The 21,016-nt window shown below is 71.2% G+C and carries 20 protein-coding genes; 8 read left to right on the top strand and 12 right to left on the bottom strand.

Translation table 11 applies throughout. The annotated features are described in order from the left end of the window. Positions 1–215: 215 nt before the first annotated feature. From ACFULQ_RS42605 to ACFULQ_RS42570, 8 genes are all read right to left on the bottom strand, one after another. On the bottom strand, positions 216–1,064 hold the full coding sequence (locus ACFULQ_RS42605) for an oxidoreductase (RefSeq protein ID WP_383555319.1): 849 nt from the start codon (positions 1,062–1,064) through the stop codon (positions 216–218). Positions 1,065–1,254: 190 nt separating this feature from the next. Further along, positions 1,255–2,031: an SDR family oxidoreductase gene (locus ACFULQ_RS42600; protein ID WP_383555317.1), complete on the bottom strand. Its 777-nt coding sequence runs from the start codon at positions 2,029–2,031 to the stop codon at positions 1,255–1,257. After that, a complete protein-coding gene (locus ACFULQ_RS42595) occupies positions 2,028–3,506 on the bottom strand; it encodes an aldehyde dehydrogenase family protein (RefSeq protein WP_383555314.1) in 1,479 nt (492 codons plus the stop codon). The genes ACFULQ_RS42600 and ACFULQ_RS42595 overlap by 4 nt, the downstream gene beginning before the upstream one ends. Continuing rightward, a complete protein-coding gene (locus ACFULQ_RS42590; RefSeq protein WP_383555311.1) occupies positions 3,503–3,745 on the bottom strand; it encodes a ferredoxin in 243 nt (80 codons plus the stop codon). Before ACFULQ_RS42590 ends, ACFULQ_RS42595 begins: the two co-directional genes overlap by 4 nt. Next, the gene (locus ACFULQ_RS42585) at positions 3,742–4,974 is read right to left on the bottom strand and encodes a cytochrome P450 (protein ID WP_383555308.1); all 1,233 of its coding nucleotides are present in this window, start codon (positions 4,972–4,974) and stop codon (positions 3,742–3,744) included. The genes ACFULQ_RS42590 and ACFULQ_RS42585 overlap by 4 nt, the downstream gene beginning before the upstream one ends. Before the next feature lie 29 nt (positions 4,975–5,003). After that, positions 5,004–5,192: a ferredoxin gene (locus tag ACFULQ_RS42580; RefSeq protein WP_383555306.1), complete on the bottom strand. Its 189-nt coding sequence runs from the start codon at positions 5,190–5,192 to the stop codon at positions 5,004–5,006. 33 nt (positions 5,193–5,225) lie between these two features. Then, positions 5,226–6,437 (bottom strand): cytochrome P450, encoded by a 1,212-nt coding sequence (locus ACFULQ_RS42575; RefSeq protein ID WP_383555303.1) that lies wholly within the window; start codon positions 6,435–6,437, stop codon positions 5,226–5,228. 205 nt (positions 6,438–6,642) lie between these two features. Further along, positions 6,643–7,221 (bottom strand): DoxX family protein, encoded by a 579-nt coding sequence (locus ACFULQ_RS42570; RefSeq protein ID WP_383555300.1) that lies wholly within the window; start codon positions 7,219–7,221, stop codon positions 6,643–6,645. Between the two features lie 71 nt (positions 7,222–7,292). Here ACFULQ_RS42570 and ACFULQ_RS42565 point away from each other — a divergent pair, with 71 nt between their 5' ends. Next, positions 7,293–8,357 (top strand): MBL fold metallo-hydrolase, encoded by a 1,065-nt coding sequence (locus tag ACFULQ_RS42565; protein ID WP_383555298.1) that lies wholly within the window; start codon positions 7,293–7,295, stop codon positions 8,355–8,357. Between the two features lie 87 nt (positions 8,358–8,444). Here ACFULQ_RS42565 and ACFULQ_RS42560 read toward each other — a convergent pair whose 3' ends face one another. Both ACFULQ_RS42560 and ACFULQ_RS42555 read right to left on the bottom strand, forming a co-directional pair. Further along, positions 8,445–9,590 (bottom strand): CaiB/BaiF CoA transferase family protein, encoded by a 1,146-nt coding sequence (locus ACFULQ_RS42560; RefSeq protein WP_383555295.1) that lies wholly within the window; start codon positions 9,588–9,590, stop codon positions 8,445–8,447. Next, positions 9,587–10,639: an LLM class F420-dependent oxidoreductase gene (locus ACFULQ_RS42555; RefSeq protein WP_383555292.1), complete on the bottom strand. Its 1,053-nt coding sequence runs from the start codon at positions 10,637–10,639 to the stop codon at positions 9,587–9,589. The genes ACFULQ_RS42560 and ACFULQ_RS42555 overlap by 4 nt, the downstream gene beginning before the upstream one ends. 104 nt (positions 10,640–10,743) lie before the next feature. Between ACFULQ_RS42555 and ACFULQ_RS42550 the strand changes: the two genes are divergently transcribed. From ACFULQ_RS42550 to ACFULQ_RS42525, 6 genes are all read left to right on the top strand, one after another. Then, complete coding sequence (locus ACFULQ_RS42550) at positions 10,744–11,679, top strand: LLM class F420-dependent oxidoreductase (protein ID WP_383555289.1); 936 nt, start codon at positions 10,744–10,746, stop codon at positions 11,677–11,679. Further along, positions 11,676–12,533: an SDR family NAD(P)-dependent oxidoreductase gene (locus tag ACFULQ_RS42545; RefSeq protein WP_383555287.1), complete on the top strand. Its 858-nt coding sequence runs from the start codon at positions 11,676–11,678 to the stop codon at positions 12,531–12,533. The genes ACFULQ_RS42550 and ACFULQ_RS42545 overlap by 4 nt, the downstream gene beginning before the upstream one ends. Positions 12,534–12,606: 73 nt before the next feature. Further along, positions 12,607–13,773: a thiolase family protein gene (locus ACFULQ_RS42540; protein WP_383555284.1), complete on the top strand. Its 1,167-nt coding sequence runs from the start codon at positions 12,607–12,609 to the stop codon at positions 13,771–13,773. A gap of 84 nt (positions 13,774–13,857) precedes the next feature. Further along, positions 13,858–15,354, top strand: coding sequence for a class I adenylate-forming enzyme family protein (locus tag ACFULQ_RS42535; RefSeq protein WP_383555282.1), 1,497 nt, complete (start codon positions 13,858–13,860; stop codon positions 15,352–15,354). 196 nt (positions 15,355–15,550) lie between these two features. Next, the gene (locus ACFULQ_RS42530) at positions 15,551–15,859 is read left to right on the top strand and encodes a hypothetical protein (protein ID WP_383555279.1); all 309 of its coding nucleotides are present in this window, start codon (positions 15,551–15,553) and stop codon (positions 15,857–15,859) included. Positions 15,860–15,881: 22 nt separating this feature from the next. Beyond that, positions 15,882–17,384 carry a class I adenylate-forming enzyme family protein gene (locus ACFULQ_RS42525; protein ID WP_383555276.1) on the top strand — a complete coding sequence of 501 codons (1,503 nt, stop codon included), beginning with the start codon at positions 15,882–15,884 and terminating at the stop codon, positions 17,382–17,384. 84 nt (positions 17,385–17,468) lie between these two features. Here ACFULQ_RS42525 and ACFULQ_RS42520 read toward each other — a convergent pair whose 3' ends face one another. Then, on the bottom strand, positions 17,469–18,515 hold the full coding sequence (locus tag ACFULQ_RS42520) for an enoyl-CoA hydratase/isomerase family protein (RefSeq protein WP_383555273.1): 1,047 nt from the start codon (positions 18,513–18,515) through the stop codon (positions 17,469–17,471). Positions 18,516–18,524: 9 nt separating this feature from the next. Next, positions 18,525–19,655: an acyl-CoA dehydrogenase family protein gene (locus ACFULQ_RS42515; protein WP_383555271.1), complete on the bottom strand. Its 1,131-nt coding sequence runs from the start codon at positions 19,653–19,655 to the stop codon at positions 18,525–18,527. Between the two features lie 127 nt (positions 19,656–19,782). Here ACFULQ_RS42515 and ACFULQ_RS42510 point away from each other — a divergent pair, with 127 nt between their 5' ends. Beyond that, positions 19,783–20,970, top strand: a complete 1,188-nt coding sequence (locus ACFULQ_RS42510) for an acyl-CoA dehydrogenase family protein (protein WP_383555268.1) — start codon at positions 19,783–19,785, stop codon at positions 20,968–20,970. Positions 20,971–21,016 lie beyond the last annotated feature (46 nt).

Here is a 21,016-nt window from a genome sequence, read left to right as displayed (position 1 = left end):
ATCACCGTCGACGACATCTACCTCCTCATCACCACCGCCCCCACCGACCAACCCGCCCCCCACCGCACCCGCTGGCTCACCCTCGTCCTCACCGGACTCACCACCCACACCCGCAACACAAAAACCCCCGACCACGACCGGGAGACGGTCGAAGCCGAGGGCTGATGCGGGTCGCTTCAGGCGTGCGGGGGATCCATGCGGTGGGGTCCCCCACCTCAGGCCTGGGCCTGGGTGCGGGGCATGCCGATGGCACGCTTCATGAGGCCGTCGAAGGCGCGGTCCGAGATGATGCCGCGCACGGTGATCAGGGGGCGGGCCCCGAATCCCGCGGCGTAGCGCGTCTTGGGCTTGCGTGCCGTGACGGCCTTGCCGACGGCCTCCGCGATGACGGACGGCGAGGACTCGCGCCGGGCGTTCGCCTCCGACGTGAACGCGCCTAGTACGGCTGCGGCCTGGGCGGCGTACGGACCCGTCCCGGAGGCTTCCTGGAGCTTGGCCGCCGTGACCACGTTGCCCCCGGTCTTGATGTTGCCGGGCTCGACGATGACGACGTCGATGCCGAACGGCTTGGTCTCCAGGCGGAGGCAGTCGCTGAGGGCTTCGAGGGCGTACTTGCTGGCGTGGTACCAGCCTCCCAGCGGAGAGTAGAACTTCCCGCCCATCGAGGTGACGTTCACGATCTTGCCGCCGCGCTGTTCGCGCATGAAGGGCAGGGCGAGCTGGATGAGGCGCATGGCGCCGAAGACGTTGACCTCGGCCTGGTGCCGGGCCTCGGTCATGGAGACGTCCTCGATGGCGCCGTAGGAGCCGTAGCCGGCGCTGTTGACGAGGACGTCGATGCGGCCCGTCTCCGCGATGATCCGCTCGAAGCCGGCCTGCATGGACGCGTCGTCCGACACGTCCATGACGAGCGGGATGACGCCGGCGGCGGCCGCGTCCGCGAGTCCGGCCTCGCTTCTCGCGGCGCCGTAGACGGTGTAGCCGAGTGTGTGCAGCTTGATCGCCGTTGCTTCGCCGATACCGGACGAAGCGCCGGTGACGAGAGCGGTCTTCCTGGGGGACATGATGGCTCCTCGAGATAAGATGAACCGTAGCTCAGTTTTATGATGAACCATCATTCATCTTCGTGCAAGTCCGACCCCCGGGCGGGCGCATACGGTCGGGCGGATCCGGCAGTGGGCCCTCACGAACATGTCGTGAAGGCCCACGTCACGCCGAACCTCGCCCCTCGCGGGACGCGCTGCGGCTGGATCCTCAGGGACGCAGGATCCAGCCGCCGTCGACGTGCAGCACCTGCCCGGTGATCCAGTTGCCGGCAGGAGCGGTCAGCAGCAGGAGCGGGCCGGCGAGCTCCTCGGGAGCGGCGAAGGCCTGCATCGCGACGACCCGCTTCATGGTTTCGCGGAAGGCCGACCCCTCCGGCACGAGCGCCTTCCCCGCCTCGCTCTCCACCAGGCCCGGGGCGATCGCGTTGACCGTGATCCGCGAGGGCCCGAGATCACGGGCGAGTGTCGTGGTCAGACCGACCAGGGCGATCTTCGTGATGCCGTAGAGAGTGGCCGCCGGGAAGGCTCCGCCGGACGCCTGGTTGACGATCCGGCCGCCACCGCGTTCGCGCATGTGCGGGACCACGCTGCGGGTCATCAGGTAGGCGCCGTTGAGATTGACGTCCATGGCGAGCTTCCAGTGGTCGTAGTCGCACTCCAGGACCGGGCCCCGGTGCAGCGTCGCCATCAGCGCCGCGTTGTTGACCAGGACGTCGATCCCGCCGAACCGCTCGACGGTGGCGCGGGTCAGCGCCTCCACCGAGTCCGGGTCGGTGATGTCGACGCCCGCGCCGAGCGCCTGATGGCCCGCTTCCTCCAGGTCCGCGGCGACCTTCTGCGCCCCGTCCTCCCGGACGTCGGCGCAGACCACGGCGGCACCCGCAGCGGCCAGCGTGCGCGCATACGTCTCGCCGATGCCGCCCGGCGCGGCCCCGGTGACGATCGCGACCTTGCCGTCCAGGGACCAGTTCACCGCTTCACTCATGCCGACACTCCCGTGAATCCGACGGCCACGCTCTTGGTCCGCAGGAACTCCTCGAAGCCCTCGCGGCCGCCTTCCTTGCCCACTCCGCTGATGCCCCAGCCGCCGAACGGCCGGTGCACACCGAGGTTGCCTGCTCCGTTCACCAGCACCTCGCCCGTGACGAGCTCCTCCGCGATGCGGTGCGCGCGCTGCAACTGCTGCGTGTAGAGGTAGGCGGACAGGCCGTACGGCGTGCAGTTGGCGATCTCGATCGCCTCGTCGTCCGTGTCGAAGGGGATGATCGACAGCACCGGCCCGAAGACCTCGCGCTGACCCAGTTCGGAGTACGGGTCGACGTCGGCGAACACGGTCGGCTCGATGAAGTACCCGTTCGCCAGATCACCGTTGATGCGGGAGCCCCCCGTCACCAGGCGCGCCCCGTCCTCCTTGGCCTTGTCGATCATGCCGAGCACACGGGTCAGGGCGGCCTCGTTGATCAGCGGGCCGGACACGGTCTTCGGGTCGAACGGGTCTCCGCTGGTGATGGTCTTGGTGATGGCCGCGACCCTCTCGACCGCCTCCTCGTAGATGCTGCGCTGCACCAGCATGCGGGTGGGGAAGGCGCAGCCCTGGCCGGCGAGTGCGCCGAGGGGCAGGATCGTGCCCCGGGTGCAGGCGACATCGAGGTCGGCGTCCTCCAGCAGGATGTTGGCGGACTTGCCGCCGAGTTCCAGGACGACGGGCTTCATGGACTCGGCGCAACTGCGCAGGATCCGCCGGGCGGTGTCCGGGCCGCCGGTGAAGGTGACCTTCTGCACCAGGGGGTGCGTGACGAGCGCCTCGCCCGCCTCTCCGGTGCCCGGCAGGACGTTGACGACGCCGGGCGGGAAACCGGCCTGCTCCACCAGGTCGGCGAACAGCTCCGCGGAGTACGGGGTCAGCTCGGACGGCTTGACGACCACGGTGTTGCCCGCCGCCAGAGCCGCCGGGATCTTCATGGCCAGCGAGATGAGCGGGCCGTTCCAGGTGATGATCACCCCGATGACGCCGTACGGCTGGGCGAGGGTGTAACCGAACTCGCCGTCCTGCCCGAAGGAGGCGGTGACGTCGCTGCCGACCTTGTCGGCCCAGCCGGCGTAGTAGCGGGTCCACTCGGCGGAGAGTCCGACGAACCGGGCGCCGGTCGTGAACGGCGTGCCGTTGTCCAGCGTGCCGCGGCGGGCGAACTCCTCGCCGTGCGCCTCGATGAGGTCGGCCAGCTTCAGCAGCAGCTTGCGGCGTACGGCCGGCCGGGTGCGGCGCCAGCCGCGGAACGCCTCGTGCGCGGCGCGCACGGCCTGGTCGACCTCCTCGGGCCCGGCCAGCGGAATCACCGAATGGGTGGTGCCCGTCACGGGGTTGATGTGGTCGAACGCGCCACCGGACCCCTCGCTGAGACGTCGGTCGCCGATGTGCAGGTGCACGGCGGGTGGGGTGCGGTCAGTCACGGTGGTCATGAGTGGTCTTCCGTTTCACGGTTCTGATGGGGGGTGGTCTGATCGATGAGGGTGATGGCTCGCTCGGGGCACGCCCTGGCGCCGTCCCGGGCGGCCTCCTCGTGCTCCGGGGCGACCAGGACCTCCCCTGAGGAGGCGAGTGCGGAGTAGCCGAGGTCGTCCAGTTCGAACACCTCGGGGGCCGTCGCGTGGCAACGGGCGTGCCCCGAGCACAGGCGGGGGTCGACGACGACTTTCATCCGTGTTCCTTCCCGGTGCTGAAGAGGAGGGGCAGGCTGTCGAGGCCGTGCACCGAACCCCAGGTCTCGATGACGGCCACGTCCGGGTCCAGGCGGTAGTCGGGCAGCCGCCGGTGCCATTCGCCGAGCGCGACGGTGAGTTCCTCGCGTGCCAGGTGGGAGCCGAGGCAGCGGTGCGGGCCGGCGCCGAATGCGAAGTGCACAGGTGGCTGGTCGCGGTCGAAGCGGACCCGGTCCGCCTCCTCCAGTCCCTCCGCGTCGCGGTTGGCCGAGACGAGCGGGAAGAGGACCATGTCGCCGGCCTTGAAGCGGTGGCCGTCGATGTCCACGTCCCGCGTGACCTTGCGGGACAGCTCGGGAATCGCGTAGTACCGCAGCAGTTCCTCCACGATGTCGCCCATGGGCAGCCCGGCACGGGCGACCTGGGCCGCCTGACGCCGGTCCTCGTCATGGGTCGCCAGGTGGTACAGGGCGAAGGCAAGGGTGTTGGTGACCGTGTCGAGGCCGGCCAGGAACAGGAGGAAGAGGCAGCTCAGCAAGGCCTCGTCCGGGACGGGTTCGCCGTCCAGTTCCCACGTCAGTGCCTGACCGATGAGGTCGTCGCCGCTCGTGCCGGAGGCCCTGCGCGCTGCCAGCACCTCGGTGAAGTAGCCCCGTACCGCCGCCACTCCGGACAGGTACCGGCCGGGGTCGAACGCGCCGTCGGGGTCGGGGCGCAGTATCTCGTGCTCCCAGGTCAGGAACGTGTCCAGCTCCGACGGGGGCAGGCCCACCAGTTCCAGGAACACGACCGTGGGGAAGCGGGTGGCGAACTCCTTCACGAAGTCGCACCTGTCACGGCCTTCGATCGACTCGATCAGTTCCCGGCAGCCGCGCTCCAGCCGTGGCCTCAGGGCGGCCATCCTCTTCGGGGAGAAGTAGCCGGCGAGGAGGTGCCGCCAGGGACGGTGCTCCGGCGGATCGAGCTGGATCGGGATCATGGCGACGGGCGGGTCCGGATTCAGGATCGTGACCGACCTGCTGGAGAACGTGGCCGGATCCTGAAGGCAGGCCCGGATCAACTCTCGTTTCAGGACCACCCAGTACGACCCCTGGGGCTCGTCGACCCGTACCACCGAGTGGTCCTGCCGCAGGCGGTCGTACCGGTCGAGCCCCTGCCCCGCGGGGCCGGCTCCCACGAAGCGGAAGTCGGAAGGCGGACCGGGAATCCTCGCGTCTGTCTGGTTCATCGATTCCTCCATGGGCCTCTGCGCGCGGCTCAGTCCCTGATCTCGATGGCCACGACCGGGCAGGCGCGCAGGGCCTGTTCGACGGCGGCCCGCTGGGACTCGTCCGGCGTGGTGTCGTAGACGAGGTCGTCGTTGTCGTCGAAGTCGAAGACCTCGGGCGCGGCGAAGCTGCACTGGCCGTGCAGGGCGCACTTGTCCATGTCGACGTGGACGTTCATCGCAACGGGCTCCTCGCTCGGTGTGTTCGCATGTCATGCCCAGGCGACGGGCAGCTTCTCCAGCCGGTTGATGCTGGTGCTCCAGCCGCGCTCCGGCGTTCCGTCCAGGCGGAGCTCGGCGTCCAGGCCGAAGTACTCCTCCAGGAAGATCCGCAGTTCGAGGCGGGCGATGTGGCTGCCCAGGCAGTTGTGCGCGCCGCCGCCGCCGAACGTCATGTGACCGGTCGGATTGCGGCGGGGGTCGAAGCGGTGGGGGTCACTGAACAGTTCGGGGTCGCGGTTGGCCGCGACGTACCACATCAGCAGCAGATCACCCTCCGCCACCCGCCGGCCCCCGATCTCCAGGTCGCGCTTGGCGGTGCGGGCGAAGCCCATGGCGGGGGTGACGTAGCGCAGGAACTCCTCGACCAGCTCGGCGCTGCGGCCCTCCGCGACCGCGGTACGGGCCTGCTCCCGGATTCCGGAATCCTCCAGCAACAGGCGCACGATCTGCCCCAGCGCGGTGTGGGTGGTCTCGAACCCGGCGACGAACAGGGTGTTGACCCACCACTGGTACTCGGTCTCGGTCAACTCGGCGCCGGTGTCGCTCTTGTGGACCAGTTCGGAGATGACGTCGGACCCGGGGGCGCCGCGCTTGAGGTCGCGCAGTTCGAGGGCGTACTGCGCCACTTCTACGATCGCCCGGTAGCTGCGTTCGGCCCCGTCCGGTTTGTCGAGGGCGAGGATGTCGTTGCCCCAGTCGACGAGCCGGGGACGGTCCTCGACGGGGACGCCCATCACCTGCCCGATGACGAGGGCGGGGATCACCGAGGCGACCTCCTCGACGAATTCGAAGCTCTCCTTGCCGCGGACCTTGTGGAGCGTGGTCACCGTGGTCTCGCGGATCCAGTCCTCGAAGCGGCTCGCGACGCGGGGGCTGAACGACTTGGCCACGATCTGTCGCAGTCGCGTGTGACGGGGTGGATCCAGCGTCAGGATGCTCTCGCTTCCGTGCTCGAGCGCTTCCTTGTTGATCGGGAACATCACCCCCCGCGTGGTCGTGTAGTCGTCGGTGTTCTGGGAGACCTCGGCGATGTCCCGCGCCCGGGTCAGCGACCAGAACCCGTCCTTGAGGGTTCCTGTGGCGGTCGGCGTCCAGTGCACCGGGTCTTCCCGCCGGAGCCGGTCGAAGGTGTCGTGCGGCACGCCGGCGGCGAAACTCGCCGCGTCCGACAGGTCGAGTAGGGGAGTGGCAGGTGCGCTCATCGATGCTCCACTTCAACCAACTGGTTGTTTGAACAATCGGGCTGTGGAGGACTGCTGTGTGGTTACCATCCATGCCCTCGGCGCCCGTGTCAACGAGATGTTTCGGAGTTGTACCGAGTAGTTGTTTGCAAGGTTTCCGCATGAAGAAGCGGTATAAGGCAGTCAACCGTTTGGGTGGCAGATGGTCCGAGGGTGATCGATTCGGTCAGGGCGACGTGGGCGCCTCCATGGAGGAGGTTTCCTCATCCTCGGTCTTCTGGTCGGGGCGATAGCATGCGGCGAGGAGCGCGGTCGCGCCGGCGAGACCCAGGCCCGCCGCGGTGAGCGCCGCGCCGCCGCCGGACCGGTCCCGGCGGCGCAGGGCCGTGTCCAGGGAGTAGCGCCCGTGCCCCAGGGCGGCCAGGGCCACCGCGGCGCCGCCGACGACGCCGACGTACTCCCAGCCGCCCTTGAAGACGAAGAATCCCTTGCCCCGGTGGTCGGTGGCCGCCGCCACCGCCATCAGGCCGACGGTCCCGGCCGCGGGCAGGGGTGCGGCCAGTCCGAGCGTGAGCCCCGCGCCCGCGGCGATCTCCGTGCCGGCGGCCAGGCGTGCGTGGGCGGCGGCCGGCCTGAGGCCGAGTGCCTCGAACCAGCCCGTGGTGCCCTGAAGGCCTCCCGGGCCCGCGACCTTGTTCCAGCCGTGGGCGACCAGCATGGGTCCGAGGGTCGTGCGCAGGACAAGGGCCGCCGCGTCGCGCGCCGGGTGGGAATCGCCGCGAGGGCGGCGCGAGAGTCCGGGCATGAGAGCTCCTTTGCTGACGAACCAGAGTACCCCGATGGTTTACTAGGTTGTCTATGTCGAAAGGAGGGGGCATGTCCATAGACGAGGAGAGGCTTTCCGGACCGGGATGGCCGCTGAAGGGCGGACGGCCGCGTCTCACCCGCGTCCGACCAGGCCTGTGGAGCCTTCCGCTTCCGCTGCCGGGGCCGCCCGGAGATGTTCTGGTGTACGTCCTGGAGACGGACGCCGGTCCTTACCTGATCGACGCGGGCTGGAACAACGAGGAGGGCTGGGCGGCGCTGACGGCGGGGCTGCGGGCGCTCGGGACGCGGGTCGAGGACGTCCGCGGTGTCCTGGTGACCCACTCCCATCTCGACCACTACGGCCTCGCTCCCCGGATCAGGGAGGCGTCCGGTGCCTGGGTGGCGCTGCACGCGCTGGACGACGCCGCCCTCGTGGAGTTCCGCCACCATCCCGCTCTGAGGCTGGGAGCGCTGCTGCGGCGGGCCGGTGCCCCCGAGGACGCTGTGCGCAGGGCGCTCGACGACCTCGCCGGACGTTCCGGAGTGGACATCGCGCCCCCGGACCGGCATCTGTCCGACCGGGAGCGTCCCGATGTTCCCGGCTGGGATCTCACCACGCTGTGGACACCCGGCCACACTCCGGGACACCTCTGTTTCTGGGATTCGCGGCACCGCCTTCTGCTGGCCGGGGACCATCTGCTGCCGCGGACCAAGGTCGGGATGCACGCGCCGCGGGACGAGGACGACGACCCGCTGGGGGACTACCTGGGAACCCTCGATCCCCTGATGCGCCTGCGGCCGGACCTCGTGCTGCCCGCCCACGAATACCCGTACACCGACCTCGTGACCCGAGTCGGCGAGCTGCGCGACGCCCACACCGCCCGCGTGGCCACGACGGCCTCGCTACTGCGCGAAGGGCCGGTCACCGCCTGGCAGCTGGCCGGGCGGCTGCGGCGTTCCGGGACGCTGGCCGGGCTGCGCGGCTTTCCGCTGCGGGCGACGGTCACCAGGGCGCTGGTGATCCTCGCCCACCTCAGGCGCCTCGGTGCGGCGCGGGAGGAGCCGGGCCCGCCACCGCACTGGACGGCCACCCCGCTTCTGGAGCGGTGCGCGGAAGCTGCCTTCCGGAGCTGAGGCTGTCTTCCGGAGCCGGGGATGTCTTCCGGAGCTGAGGATGTCTCCTGTGGCTGAGGCGCGGGGGGTCGGCGGCGGACGGACGGCTCAGCCGGCCGGGGGCCGTTGGACGACAGCTCCGCCCGCGAGCAGGTCCGGCGCTCCCCGCACGGCCCAGTCCTCCAGCACCTCGCGGTTGTGCGCGCCGGGCGGCGTCCGTGGACCGGCGGCGCGCGTCGTCGTGAGCGAGAAGCGGGGGGCCGGCGCGGGCACGGCGCCGCCGTCGACGGTCACATGGGCGTGCCGGGCCGTCAGGTGGGGATCGCGCAGCGCCTCCGACCAGCTGAGCACCGGGGCCACGCAGGCGTCCGTGCCGTCGAAGACCGCCTCCCACTCAGCGCGCGGACGCGAGGCGAAGCGCGCGGTGAACGCCTCACGCATGCGTGGCCACGCCGCACGGTCGTGTTGGCTGCGCGCCCACTCCGCAGCACCCAGCAACTCGACGAAGAGCGCGTAGAACTGCGGCTCCAGCGCGCCGACACTCATCCAGCCGCCGTCGGAGGTGCGGTACACGTCGTAGAAGGGCGCGCCGGTGTCGAGCAGGTTGCTGCCGCGCTCGTCGGACCAGCCCTCGTGGTGGCGCTCCGCCCAGATCATCGCCGCGAGGTGTGTCACACCGTCGACTATGGCCGCGTCCACCGTCTGTCCTTCGCCTGTGTCCCGGGCGTGGTGCAGCGCGGCGAGGACGCCCGCGACCAGATACAGGGAGCCGCCGCCGAAGTCGCCCAGCAGGTTGAGCGGGACCTGGGGTGGGCCGCCGGCCCGCCCGATGGCGCCCAGGGCACCGGTGAGGGAGATGTAGTTGATGTCATGACCCGCGGTGTCCGCCCGCGGGCCCTGTTGCCCCCAGCCGGTCATCCGGCCGTAGACCAGGCGGGGGTTGCGGGCGTGGACCTCGGCCGGGCCGATGCCGAGGCGCTCGGCGACGCCCGGGCGGTATCCCTCGATCAGGATGTCCGCCTGCTCCGCGAGGCGCAGCACGGTCTCGGCGCCGTCGGGGTGCTTGAGGTCGACGACGACCGACCGGCGGCCCCGCTCCAGGAAGTCGGACACGGGGGAGGGGACGGGTCGGTCCACGCGCACGACGTCCGCACCGAGTTCGGACAGCAGCAGCGACGCCATGGGGGCCGGCCCGAGCCCGGCGAGTTCGAGGACGCGGACCCCGGCGAGCGGGCCGTACGCCGCGGTCGTCATGCGCTCAGCTCCTTGAGGGTGGCGACATCGCGCACACGCCGCTCGTGCGTGGCGGCCAGCGGCTTCGCGTTGAGCGTCGTGGCACCGCTCTCGGCGAAGGCCGCGACGCGTTCCTTGACCCAGCCGGGCGGACCGATCAGCGACACACCGCGCACCAGTGCGTCGGGGACCGCGGCGGCGGCCTCCGCCTTGCGGCCGTCGAGGAAGAGCCGTTGGATCGCCGCGGCGGCTTCCTCGAAGCCGTAGCGGCCCGCGAGGTCGTTGTAGAAGTTCTTGCCCTTGGCTCCCATGCCCCCGATGTAGAGGGCCAGGTGCTCCCGGACCTGCTGTTCGGCGGCCGCGCGCTCGTCGGGGTTCTCGGTGAGGGCCACCTGCGTGTCCACGACGATGTCGAGCGGCGGCAGGTCGGCGGCGCGGCGGGCCGTCCCCTCCGCCAGGGCGTCGCCGAAGGCGGCCCGGGCGCCTTCGGGGTGATAGAAGATCGGCTCCCAGCCCTCGAACAACTCGGCGGCCAGGGCCACGTTCTTGGGTCCGAGCGCGGCGAGGACCATGGGCACGCGTGCGCGTACCGGGTGGTTGATGAGTTTCAGCGCCTTGCCGGCGCCCGAACCACCGTGTTCGCGGCCGAGGGGCAGGTGGTAGCGCGGTCCTGCGTGGACGAGGGGCTCGCGACGCCACACCTTGCGGCAGATCTCGGCCACCTCCCTGGTGCGGGCCAGGGGGGCGTCGTACGGCACTCCGTGGAAGCCCTCGACGACCTGGGGGCCGGAGGCGCCGATCCCCAGTGAGAAGCGGCCGCCGGAGACGTAGTCCAGGCCGGCCGCCGTCATGGCGAGCAGCGAGGGCGTGCGCGAGTAGATGTTGAGGATGCCCGACGCGATGGCGACGGTGCTCGTGCGTGCCGCCAGGTATCCGAGCTGACTCACCGAGTCGAAGCTGTACGCCTCCGGGACGAAGACGATGTCGAGCCCCGCTCTCTCGTAGTCGACGAGTTCGCCGACCGTCTCGGCGAACCCTCCGCTGTAGGCCATCGGCATCCCGATCCGCATGTCCCTGGTCCTCTCGACGTCAGCCCTGGAGTCAGCATAGGTGACCTAGTAAACTAACATAGAGACGTTGTGGTCCAGAGCTGCTGATCACGTAAGGGGAGACCGTGAGATTCACTGTCGAACATCCGGTCGGAAGGCCGGGCTGTGCGCCGGAGCTGTACGGGCCCGAGGGCATGCGTACCTTCGCCCGGGCGGCGGAGGAGGCGGGCTTCGACGCGATCGCGTTCACGGAGCATCCCGCGCCGTCGCGGAAGTGGCTCGCCTCGGGGGGGCACGCGACCTTGGACCCGCTCGACGCCCTCGCCTTCTGTGCCGCGGTCACGGACCGGCTGCGCCTGATGACGTACCTGATGGTGCTGCCGTATCACAGCCCTCTGATGGCGGCGAAGCGGATCGCCACGGTGGACCGGCTCTCCGGCGGGCGGCTGACGATCTGTTCCGGCGGGGGCTACCTGCGGTCGGAGTTCCACGCGCTCGACGTCGACTTCGAGCGCCGCGGCGAGTTGTTGGACCAGGCGCTCGATGTGCTGCGGGACCTGTGGACCGAGGAGTCGTACACCGGAGAGGGGCTGCGGTACTCCGCGCACGGCACGGTCAGTACCCCGGGTCCCGTGCAGCTGCCCCATCCGCCCGTCTGGATGGGCGGCAACGGGCGGAACGCGCGGCGCCGGGCCGCCCGTGCCGGCCAGGGCTGGTCACCGCTGCTCAACGGCGCGGAGATGGCGGCCACCACCCGGACCGCGGCGCTGTCCACGCCGGCCGACCTCGCGGCGGCCGTCGCGGAGCTGCGCGTCTTCACCGCCGAGGCCGGACGCGACCCCGCCTCCCTGGACGTCCAGGTGCAGACACCGCACAGCGACGTCCGCCGCGACGATGACTTCCCGGCCCACCGCGACCACCTCGACGAACTGGCCGACGCCGGAGCCACCTGGTTCGTCGTCCGGGTGCCGGGAGACAGCGCGGCCGAAGCCGTCAGGACGCTGGAGGCCTACGGGCGTGAAGTGATCGCGAAGCACGGGCCGGAGAGGAGCGGGCGATGACGTTCGACCTGGGCTTCGAGGGCAAGGCCGCGGTGGTGACCGGAGCGGGGGCCGGCATCGGTCAGGCCATCGCGGTCGCGCTGGCCGGCGCCGGCGTGCGGGTCGGTCTCGTCGACATCGACCTCCAGCGGGCCGAGGTGACGAGGGAACTGGCCGAGCGGGCAGGTGGTACGGCGACCTCGCTCGCGGCGGACGTGATGGACACCGCCGCACTGACGGAAGCCGTCACGGCAGCGCACCGGTCGTTCGGGCGCCTCGACATCCTGGTCAACAACGCGGGCGGGGTCCGCGCCCGGCGCTTCCTGGAGCAGAGCGAACGCAGTTGGCGCCGCCACATCGACATCAACCTGGTCAGCATGCTGGCGGCGACCTCGGCCGCCGCACCGCTGATCGCCTCGTCCGGCGGCGGCTCGATACTCAACGTCACCAGCATCGAGGGCCGGCGTGCCGCTCCCATGTACGCGGTGTACGCCGCCTGCAAGGCCGCGATGATCAGCTTCACCCACACCATGGCGGTCGAACTCGCCGAGCACGGGATCCGGGTGAACGCCCTGGCCCCGGACCACACCGCGACCGCCGGCAACCGGGGCATCCTGACGGGTCCGGTGGACCCGGAGGCCCTGCCGCCTCGCCCACCGGACCGTGCGGCGGCCGTGCGGCGTTACGTCCCGCTGGGCCGCGAGGGCGCCGCCGCGGAATGCGCCGACGCGGCGATGTACCTCTGCTCCGACCGAGCCGGCTATGTCACCGGCGTCACGCTGAACGTGGACGGCGGTACGGCCGCGGCGGGCGGCTGGGTCCGATCGGGAGCCGGGTGGACCCTCTACCCGGACGCGGCGCCTCTGGCGCAGTGAAGGTGGGACTAGGCTCAGCATAGGTGACCTAGTAAACTAACAAACAGTTGTTGTTGGCGAAGGAGGGTGCTGTATGTCCACACGCGACGCCGTCATCGTGGATGCGGTCCGCACGCCGGTCGGCAAACGGAACGGAGCCCTCGCGGATCGGCACGCCGCCGACCTGTCGGCTCATGTGCTCCGGGCGCTGGCCGAGCGCACCGGTGTCGATCCGGCCCTCGTCGACGACGTCATCTGGGGCTGTGTGCAACAGGTCGGTCAGCAGGCCAACAACGTGGCGCGCATGGGCGTCCTCGCGGCCGGCTGGCCGGAGTCGGTCCCGGCCACCACGGTCGACCGTCAGTGCGGCTCCTCGCAGCAGTCCGTGCACTTCGCCGCGGCGGGCCTGGTCTCCGGGCAGTACGACGTGGCCGTCGCCGGCGGCGTCGAGATCATGAGCGCCGTGCCCATCGGTTCCTCGGTGAAGGATCCGGCGCTCGGCAGGGCCGGCGGACCGCTCGTGCAGGAGCGGTACGGCGTGACCTTCAACCAGGGCGTCGGTGCCGAGATGATGGTCGACAAGTGGGGCTTCGGCCGCCGGGAGATGGACGAGTTCGCCGCCGCCTCCCATGCCAAGCTCGCGGAGGCGACCGACAAGGGGCGTTTCCAGGGGCAGATCGCGCCCGTCACTCTCGCCGACGGCACGCTCTTCGCCGCGGACGAGGGCCTCAGGCGCGGGACCACCGCCGAGAAGCTGGCCGGACTCCGGGCGGCCTTCAAGGAGGGCGGCACCATCCACGCCGGCAACGCGTCGCAGATCAGCGACGGTGCGGCGGCGCTGCTCATGATGACGTCGGAGAAGGCCGCGCAGTTGGGTCTCAGGCCCCTCGCGCGCGTGCACACGGCTGTGATCGCCGGTGACGACCCGGTGCTCATGCTGGGTGCCCCGATCCCCGCCACGGCCAAGGCGCTCGCCCGCTCCGGGCTGGCCATCGACGACATCGGCGCCTACGAGGTCAACGAGGCCTTCGCTCCGGTGCCGATGGCGTGGCTCGCGGAGACCGGCGCCGATCCCGAGCGCCTCAACCCCAACGGTGGGGCGATCGCCATCGGCCACCCGTTGGGCGCCTCCGGTGCCCGGCTCATGACCACGCTCGTGCACCACATGCGGGACCACGGCATCCGTTACGGCCTCCAGACGATGTGTGAGGGCGGCGGCATGGCCAACGCCACGATCGTCGAGCTGCTGACGGCGGACTGACGCCGGGCTCGGTCCCTTCACCGCCGCAGGGGCTTTTCAGACGTAGTTATCTCAGTATACTTTCTTGGAAAGTGGAGGTGGCCCATGGGCGCTCGCAGTCGCCTGGCCGAACTGCTGAGCAGCGCTCCGGCGGACGCCCGGGCCGTCGAGTTCGAGGAATCCTGGTGGAACTGGGGCGCGTTGCGCTCGATCGCCCGACGCCTCGACGCGGTGCTCACGGAAGCAGGCCTGGAAGACGGGACGAGGGTCGGCGTGGTTCTCGAGAACCGCCCCGAGCACCTGGCCGTGATCTGCTCCGTGCTCGCCACCAACCGCTGCGTCGTCACGCTCAGCCCTCTCCAGCCGCCCGAGCGGCTCGCCGCGGACATCGCGCGCAGCGGGCTCTCCGTGGTCGTCGCCTCCCGTGGCGTCCTGGAGAACGAGGGCGTGCTCACTGCCGTCACCGAAGCGGGCCTGGCACTTCGTCTGGAGACGGACGGCCGCCTGGAGCGCGCCGGCGGCAGGCCGCGGCCGGACGCCGAGACCGCCCCCGGAGTCTCGATCGAGATGCTCACCTCCGGTACGACGGGCCCGCCCAAGCGGGTCAGGCTGCTCGACCGGCAGTTCGACACCGCACTGGAATCCAGTGGGCAGCGTCCGAGGAAGGGGGCGCTGCTGCGCTCCGGGGTGGGTCTGGTGAGCACGCCGCTCGTGCACATCGGCGGCCTGTGGAGCGCGGTCGCGGGCCTCTACGCGGGCCGCCGCCTCGTCCTGCTGCGCCGCTTCTCGCTTGAGCCGTGGGTCCGCGCGGTCGAGCGGTACCGCCCGCCGGCCGCCGGACTCGTACCGGCCGCGCTGCGTACCGTCCTGGACGCCGAGGTGCCGCCGGAGAAGCTCTCCAGCCTCCGCGTCGTCACCTGCGGTACCACCTACTGCCCGCCCGAGCTCGCCGACGCCTTCTTCCGCGCGTACGGCGCCCGTGTCCTGATGACCTACGGCGCCACGGAGTTCGCTGGAGCGGTCGCCGCCTGGACGCTCCCGCTGCACGAGAAGTGGTGGGACACCAAGGCGGGCAGTGCGGGGCGCCCTCTCCCGGGTGTCGAGATGAGGGTGACCGGTGAGGACGGGACCCTGGTGGCGCTCGGCGAAGTGGGCCACCTGGAGATCCGCACCGCCCAGTCGCCGGACGGAAGCGAGGCCTGGGTGCGCACCAGCGACCTCGCCCGGCTCGACGAGGACGGGTTCGTGTGGATCCACGGCCGCGCGGACGACGCGATCGTCCGCGGCGGCTTCAAGGTCCAGCCCGATCAGGTGCGCCAGGCCCTCGAACGTCACCCTGCGGTCCACGAGGCGGCCGTCGTCGCTCTTCCGGACGCCCGGCTGGGGCAGGTGCCGGTGGCCGCCGTGGAGCTGAGGCCCGGTCACACTGCCCCCAGCGCGCAGGAGCTGACCACGTCGTGCCGAGAGGTGCTCACTCCGTACGAGGTGCCGGCCCATATCGTCGTTCTCGACGCGCTGCCGCGGACACCTTCGTTCAAGGTCAGCCGGGTCGAGCTGCTCGATCTCGTACGGGCCTCGCTGGCCGCGGACGGGGCCGCATGACGTCCGGGACGGCGCAGGAGCACCGCCGAGCCCGCCGTTTCCCCACCCGCTTGCCCCCGGGTGGGACCCGGAGGTCCGGACCGCTTTCGCTGCCGCGCACGCCGCAGCCGTCGAGACCGGCGGCACCTTCGCCGAGAGCGCGGGTGCACGAGCCGGTTGAGCCGCCGAGAATGAAACGCACACCTTGGGAGTCACAGTGAAGCCACGAGTCGGGCAGACGCTCGCCAGCACCGTTGACGAAACGGCCGTCATCGTCGTCCGTGCCCCCGACCGTGAGGTGAAGATCACCTGCGGTGGCGCGGAGATGTCCGACGCGCGTGAGAAGCCCGCCCGGTCGGGAGTGCCCGACCCGGGCCAGACGGACGGGACGCTCCTGGGCAAGCGGTACGCGGACGACGAGCTGGGGATCGAGCTGCTGTGCACCAAACCCGGGCAGGGCACGCTCGCGGTGGACGGGAGCCCGCTGGCGGTCAAGGCCGCCAAGGCGCTTCCGGCCTCCGACTGACCCGGCGGGAGGTGAGCCTGCAGTGAACGTGACGATGCTGCTCGACATGGCGGCCGAGGGCTTCGGGGACCGGGTGGTCACCGGCCGCCGCGAGAGCGGTCTGACCGCCGCGCAGTTGCGCGCGAGCTCTCTCGCGGCGGCCGCCGCCATCCGCGAGGCGGGCGCCGACGCGGTGGTCTTCCTCGATGTGAACGGCCCCGCCTTCCCGGTCGCGCTGTGCGCCGCGGCCCGGGCCGGCGTACCGCTCGTGCCCGTGAACTACCGCCTGGGCGACGAACAGCTCCTCCCGCTCCTCGCCAACCATCCCAAGGCCGTCGGGATCGCGGGCCCCGACCAGGTGGAGACGCTCAGGCGCGCGGGCCTGCGGGCGCACACGTCCGAGGAGTGGCTGCGTACGGCCCGGGAGGCGCAGGCGCCGGACGCCGAGGACACGTTCACTGACCCGGACGCCGCGGCGGTCATCATCTACACCAGTGGCACGACGTCCGCTCCCAAGGGCGTCCTGCTCCGGCACGCCAACCTGGTCTCCTACGTCCTGGGCACGGTCGAGTTCGGCTCGGCCGAGCCCGACGACGCGGCGCTGATGAGCGTTCCGCCGTACCACATCGCGGCGGTGGCGAACGTCCTCACCAATCTCTACGCCGGTCGCAGGACCGTCGTGCTGGAGCGGTTCACGCCCGAGGAGTGGCTGCGGCTGGTGCGCGACGAGGGCATCACCAACGCCATGGTGGTGCCCACGATGCTCGCGCGGATCGTGGACAGCGGCGCCGACAAGACACTGCCTCGGCTGCGAGGCCTCGCCTACGGCGGGGCGCCGATGCCCTCGGTGGTGATCGAGCGGGCGTTGCGGACCTGGCCGCATGTCGGCTTCGTCAACGCCTACGGCCTGACCGAGACCAGTTCGACGATCGCCGTCCTCGGCCCCGAGGACCACAGGGCGGCCCTCGCCAGTGACGCCCCGGCCGTGCGGGCGCGGCTGGCCTCCGTCGGCCGTCCGGTGCCCGCGATCGAGCTGGAGATCCGGGACTACGAGGACCGGGTGCTCCCGCCAGGGCACAAGGGCCGGGTCTGCGTACGGGGCGAGCAGGTGTCCGCCGAGTACGTGGGGCAGGGCAGGGCCGTGGACGCGCAGGGATTCTTCGACACCCGCGATCACGGCTACCTGGACGAGGACGGGTATCTGTTCATCGCGGGCCGTGCCGACGACACCATCATCCGCGGGGCGGAGAACATCGCCCCCGCGGAGATCGAGGACGTGCTGATGCGGCACCCCGCCGTGCTGGACGTCGCCGTGGTGGGCGTACCCGACGACGAGTGGGGACAGCGCATCGAGGCCGCCGTCGTGGCGCGGCCCGGTACCACCGCCGAGCCCGAGGAACTGCGCCGTTTCGTGCGCGAGGCGCTGCGGGGGAGCAAGACCCCGGACCGCATCGAGATCTGGGACGAACTTCCGCGGACGCCCACGGGCAAGCTGGTGCGCCGCACCGTCGTGTCCCGGCTGCACTCGGACGGTTTGGGGGTCTGAGCCGGACTGGTCGCGACCGCTCCGGTCCGGGGCGGTCGCGCCGGGCCGTCTCGGCCTTCTCCGCAGGCTCGGCCCTCTCGGGGTTCAGGCAGTCAGGGAGTCGACGAGGCCCCACGCCAGTGCGGTCCGCGCGTCGACCCGCACACCGCTGAGCACCAGGTACGCCGTACGCCACCGCCCGATGCGCCGCGTCACACTCACCGTGCCGCCCGCGCCGGGAACCAGCCCCATGCGCAGTTCGGGGAGTTGGAAGTACGCATCGGGAGCCGCCTCGATCCGGTCCGCGAACGCAGGCACCTCGATGCCCGCGCCGATGCAGGCGCCGTGCGCGCGGACATGGACGGGGACGCCCGCGCGATGCACCGCGTGGCCGGCGCTCTGCCGGACGCGGACGAGATGGGCGGTGGCCACGTCGGGGGTCGTGCCGAACTCGTCGAGGTCGCCACCGCTGCAGAACGACGGGCCGTTGCCGCTCAGCTCCACCTTGGTGACGGTCGGGTCGAGCCGGGCCAGTGTCAGTGCGTCGACGACGGCATCCCGGACGTCCCGGCTGAAGGCGTTGTGGCGCCGCGGCCGGTTGAGGGTCACCCGCAGGAGGGAGCCGTCCCTGGTCATCAGGACGGGGTCGGGATACTCCGGGACCGGCTTGCGCGGGGTGCGGGCCCGCCAGGCGGCGAACTCGGGCCCCGCCAGCAGCATCGAGTAGGCCAGCGACTCCGCGGTCAGGCCCTCAGCCACCGGAAGTCGTTCGGTGGCCCGCAGCAGGCCGGCCAGCGCGACCGCGGCGCGCGGTGCGGCACGGGCGTACGCGGAGATCTGCCGCGCGGTCGTCCAGGGATCCTCGACACCCACCCGCTCGCGACCGGCGCCGTCCTGCCCGCTCGGGACCAGCGTGAACGCCAGCTCGGGCAGGAGCGGTGCGAGCCGGTCCGGCACGGGTTTCGTGGCCACGCCGACCAGTACGCGGTGCGGCTGACCGGGCAGGGCGGGCTGGGGGTCGGTCGGCCCCCACTGATCCAGGTCGACGAAGACGACCGGTGCGACCGGCTGGCCGTCGTCGGAGAGCTCCAGCCGGGTGATGTCCTCGTCCTTCAGCTCGGTCGGGCCGATGACGAGGTCGAGGGGGTTCATGACCACATCTCAGCGGACGACGGGGTGCCGCGTGTCCAGGAGCAGTCGGCACACGCGTTCGTAGTGCTCGGCGGCGTTGCCGTACAGCACCTCGTCGGCCTTGACCCGGCGCAGGTACAGGTGCATGTCGTGCTCCCAGGTGAAGCCGATCCCGCCGTGGATCTGGAGGGCCTCGCCGGCGAGCCGGCTCGACTCCTCGCAGGCGAAGGCCTTCGCGGTGCTCGCGGCCTGGGAGGCGTCCGGTGAGCCGGCATCCGCGGCCTTCGCCGCGTAGTGGACGGAGGCCCGCATGCCCTGGACGGCCATCCGCATGTCGGCGGCCTTGTGCTTGATCGCCTGGAAGCTTCCGATCGCCCGCCCGAACTGCACCCGCACCCCGGCGTACTCGACCGTGGCCTTGAGCAGCCACTCGCAGGCACCCAGCGCGTCCGCGGCGGTGAGGACGGCACCGGCGTCGCGCAGTCCGCTCACGGCCGCGGGCCCGCCGTCGAGGCGACGGCCGACGGGGACGCGTACCTCGTCCAGGGAGACCGCGTAGAGATTGCGGGTCAGATCCAGCGACCGCTGGCGCCGCACGGTGACCCCGATGGCGTGCCGGTCGACGAGGAAGTTGGCCGCCACGCCGTCGAGCAGTGCCGTGACCAGCAGCCAGCGGGCACTGGCCGCGTCCTGCACGGCCGACTTGGTGCCGCGCAGGACGAACTCCTCCCCGCGTACCGTTGCTGTCGTGAGCAGGTGCCGAGGGCTCCACTGGCCTGCGGGTTCCGCGAACGCCCAGGTCGCGCGAGCGGATCCGGCCGCGAGCGCGGGCAGGACCTCGGCACGCAGCTCGGCGGAGCCACCGCGGGCGACGGCGAGCGCGACAAGGGCGCTGGTGAGGAACGGGCCCCGGGCCACGGCCCGGCCCAGCTCCTCGGCGACCAGGGTCAGTTCCGTCAGTCCCTGGCCCGCGCCGTCGTACTCCTCGGGAATCGCGAGGCCCACCCAGCCCAGGTCCGCGCCTAGCTTCCACAGCCTGGCGTCCACGTCCTCGTCGGCATCGAGCAGGACGCGTGTCCGCTCGGGCCCGGAGTGGTCCCGCAAGGTGGCCCGGGAGACGTCTCGGAGCATCGCCTGCTCTTCGCTGGGCTCGAAATCCACCGGTTGCTCCCTCTCTCCGCCGGATCGCTCCCGGCGTGCGGCTCCATCGGATGGAGCGGTTATGCTATCACTAAGTTAACCAAGTGGATGAGGTCTGTGAGGGCCTCGACGCCCGTGGAGGGCCACCATGCGACTCGACACCTCCTCCGAACTCGACGCGTTCAGGGCTCGTGTGCGTGCCTTCATCTCCGATCATGCGCCGGGAGTCAAGGCGCATACAGGGGTGCGCGCGCCGGAACCCGAACTGGTTCCGGCGATTCGGGCGTGGACCGCACGCCTGTACGCCGAAGGCCTGCTCGGGATCGGATGGCCGCAGGAGTACGGGGGCAGGCCGGACGCCCATCCGCTGGAAGCCTTCATCGTGGCCGAGGAACTCACCCGGGCCCGCACCTGGGAGCCGATCGGAGCCGCCTCGCTGGCCGCGGCGGCCGTGATCGACTACGGCACCGACGAGCAGAAGGACTACTTCCTTCCCCGCATCAGGGGGGCTCAGGACATCTGGTGCCAGCTGTTCAGCGAGCCCGGTGCGGGAAGCGACCTGGCGGCACTGAGCACCCGGGCGCGCCGTGAGGGGGACGAGTTCGTCGTCGACGGCCAGAAGGTGTGGACCACCAACGGTCAGCACGCCGACATCGGCTACCTGCTGGCCCGCACCGACCCGGAGGCCCCCAAGCACAAGGGGATCACGGCGTTCGCCCTCGACATGCGCTCGCCCGGCGTCGACATCCGGCCGCTGCGCGAGATCACCGGCACCACGGACTTCAACGAGGTCTTCCTCGACGGTGTGCGGATCCCCGCGGACCGTGTCATCGGCGAGGTGAACGACGGGTGGCGCGTCGCGATGTCGAGCCTTGCCCATGAGCGGACCGGTGTCGCCGGGCACGCCGCCGAACTGTTCCTGTACCTGGACGACGTGCTGGAGGTCGCGGCGAACGCGTCGGTCGCGGGACGGCCCGCGCTCGACGACGCCTCGGTGCGCCAGGACATCGGGCGGCTGGCCACGCGCGTGCACGTCAACAACCTGATGAACAAGCTCCAGCAGTCCCAGATGCTGGCGGGCAGGGAGGATCCCGCGGCCGCCCCGCTGGGCAAGATCTTCTTCGCCGAGACCAACCTGGCGCTGGCCGAGCTGGGCCTGGCCCTTCAGGGCACCGACGCTCTGCTGACCGAGGGCGACCCCGGAGCGGTGGCCGACGGCTGGTGGCAGGACTCCTTCCTGTACGCACGCGCGTACACGATCGCGGGCGGCGCCAACGAGGTGCTGCGCACGGTGGTGGCCGAACGGGCCCTGGGTCTGCCCCGGGAGCCACGGTGAGGGGCCGGTGCGGCGACCGAGCAGAAGGCCCACCCGGGCGTACCGG

Origin of the sequence: Streptomyces sp. NPDC057253, from assembly GCF_042669125.1 — a bacterium.
GTDB lineage: Bacteria > Actinomycetota > Actinomycetes > Streptomycetales > Streptomycetaceae > Streptomyces.
The sequence above is the reverse complement of the archived record's forward strand: the minus strand, read 5'-3'. Positions and strand labels throughout refer to the sequence as shown.

What these genes read in the sequence shown, in the direction of transcription:
- ACFULQ_RS42605 (WP_383555319.1), bottom strand. Translation starts at nt 1,064, where the DNA reads ATGTCCCCCAGGAAGACCGCTCTCGTCACCGGCGCTTCGTCCGGTATC.
- ACFULQ_RS42600 (WP_383555317.1), bottom strand. Translation starts at nt 2,031, where the DNA reads ATGAGTGAAGCGGTGAACTGGTCCCTGGACGGCAAGGTCGCGATCGTC.
- ACFULQ_RS42595 (WP_383555314.1), bottom strand. Translation starts at nt 3,506, where the DNA reads ATGACCACCGTGACTGACCGCACCCCACCCGCCGTGCACCTGCACATC.
- ACFULQ_RS42590 (WP_383555311.1), bottom strand. Translation starts at nt 3,745, where the DNA reads ATGAAAGTCGTCGTCGACCCCCGCCTGTGCTCGGGGCACGCCCGTTGC.
- ACFULQ_RS42585 (WP_383555308.1), bottom strand. Translation starts at nt 4,974, where the DNA reads ATGAACCAGACAGACGCGAGGATTCCCGGTCCGCCTTCCGACTTCCGC.
- ACFULQ_RS42580 (WP_383555306.1), bottom strand. Translation starts at nt 5,192, where the DNA reads ATGAACGTCCACGTCGACATGGACAAGTGCGCCCTGCACGGCCAGTGC.
- ACFULQ_RS42575 (WP_383555303.1), bottom strand. Translation starts at nt 6,437, where the DNA reads ATGAGCGCACCTGCCACTCCCCTACTCGACCTGTCGGACGCGGCGAGT.
- ACFULQ_RS42570 (WP_383555300.1), bottom strand. Translation starts at nt 7,221, where the DNA reads ATGCCCGGACTCTCGCGCCGCCCTCGCGGCGATTCCCACCCGGCGCGC.
- ACFULQ_RS42565 (WP_383555298.1), top strand. Translation starts at nt 7,293, where the DNA reads ATGTCCATAGACGAGGAGAGGCTTTCCGGACCGGGATGGCCGCTGAAG.
- ACFULQ_RS42560 (WP_383555295.1), bottom strand. Translation starts at nt 9,590, where the DNA reads ATGACGACCGCGGCGTACGGCCCGCTCGCCGGGGTCCGCGTCCTCGAA.
- ACFULQ_RS42555 (WP_383555292.1), bottom strand. Translation starts at nt 10,639, where the DNA reads ATGCGGATCGGGATGCCGATGGCCTACAGCGGAGGGTTCGCCGAGACG.
- ACFULQ_RS42545 (WP_383555287.1), top strand. Translation starts at nt 11,676, where the DNA reads ATGACGTTCGACCTGGGCTTCGAGGGCAAGGCCGCGGTGGTGACCGGA.
- ACFULQ_RS42540 (WP_383555284.1), top strand. Translation starts at nt 12,607, where the DNA reads ATGTCCACACGCGACGCCGTCATCGTGGATGCGGTCCGCACGCCGGTC.
- ACFULQ_RS42535 (WP_383555282.1), top strand. Translation starts at nt 13,858, where the DNA reads ATGGGCGCTCGCAGTCGCCTGGCCGAACTGCTGAGCAGCGCTCCGGCG.
- ACFULQ_RS42520 (WP_383555273.1), bottom strand. Translation starts at nt 18,515, where the DNA reads ATGAACCCCCTCGACCTCGTCATCGGCCCGACCGAGCTGAAGGACGAG.
- ACFULQ_RS42510 (WP_383555268.1), top strand. Translation starts at nt 19,783, where the DNA reads ATGCGACTCGACACCTCCTCCGAACTCGACGCGTTCAGGGCTCGTGTG.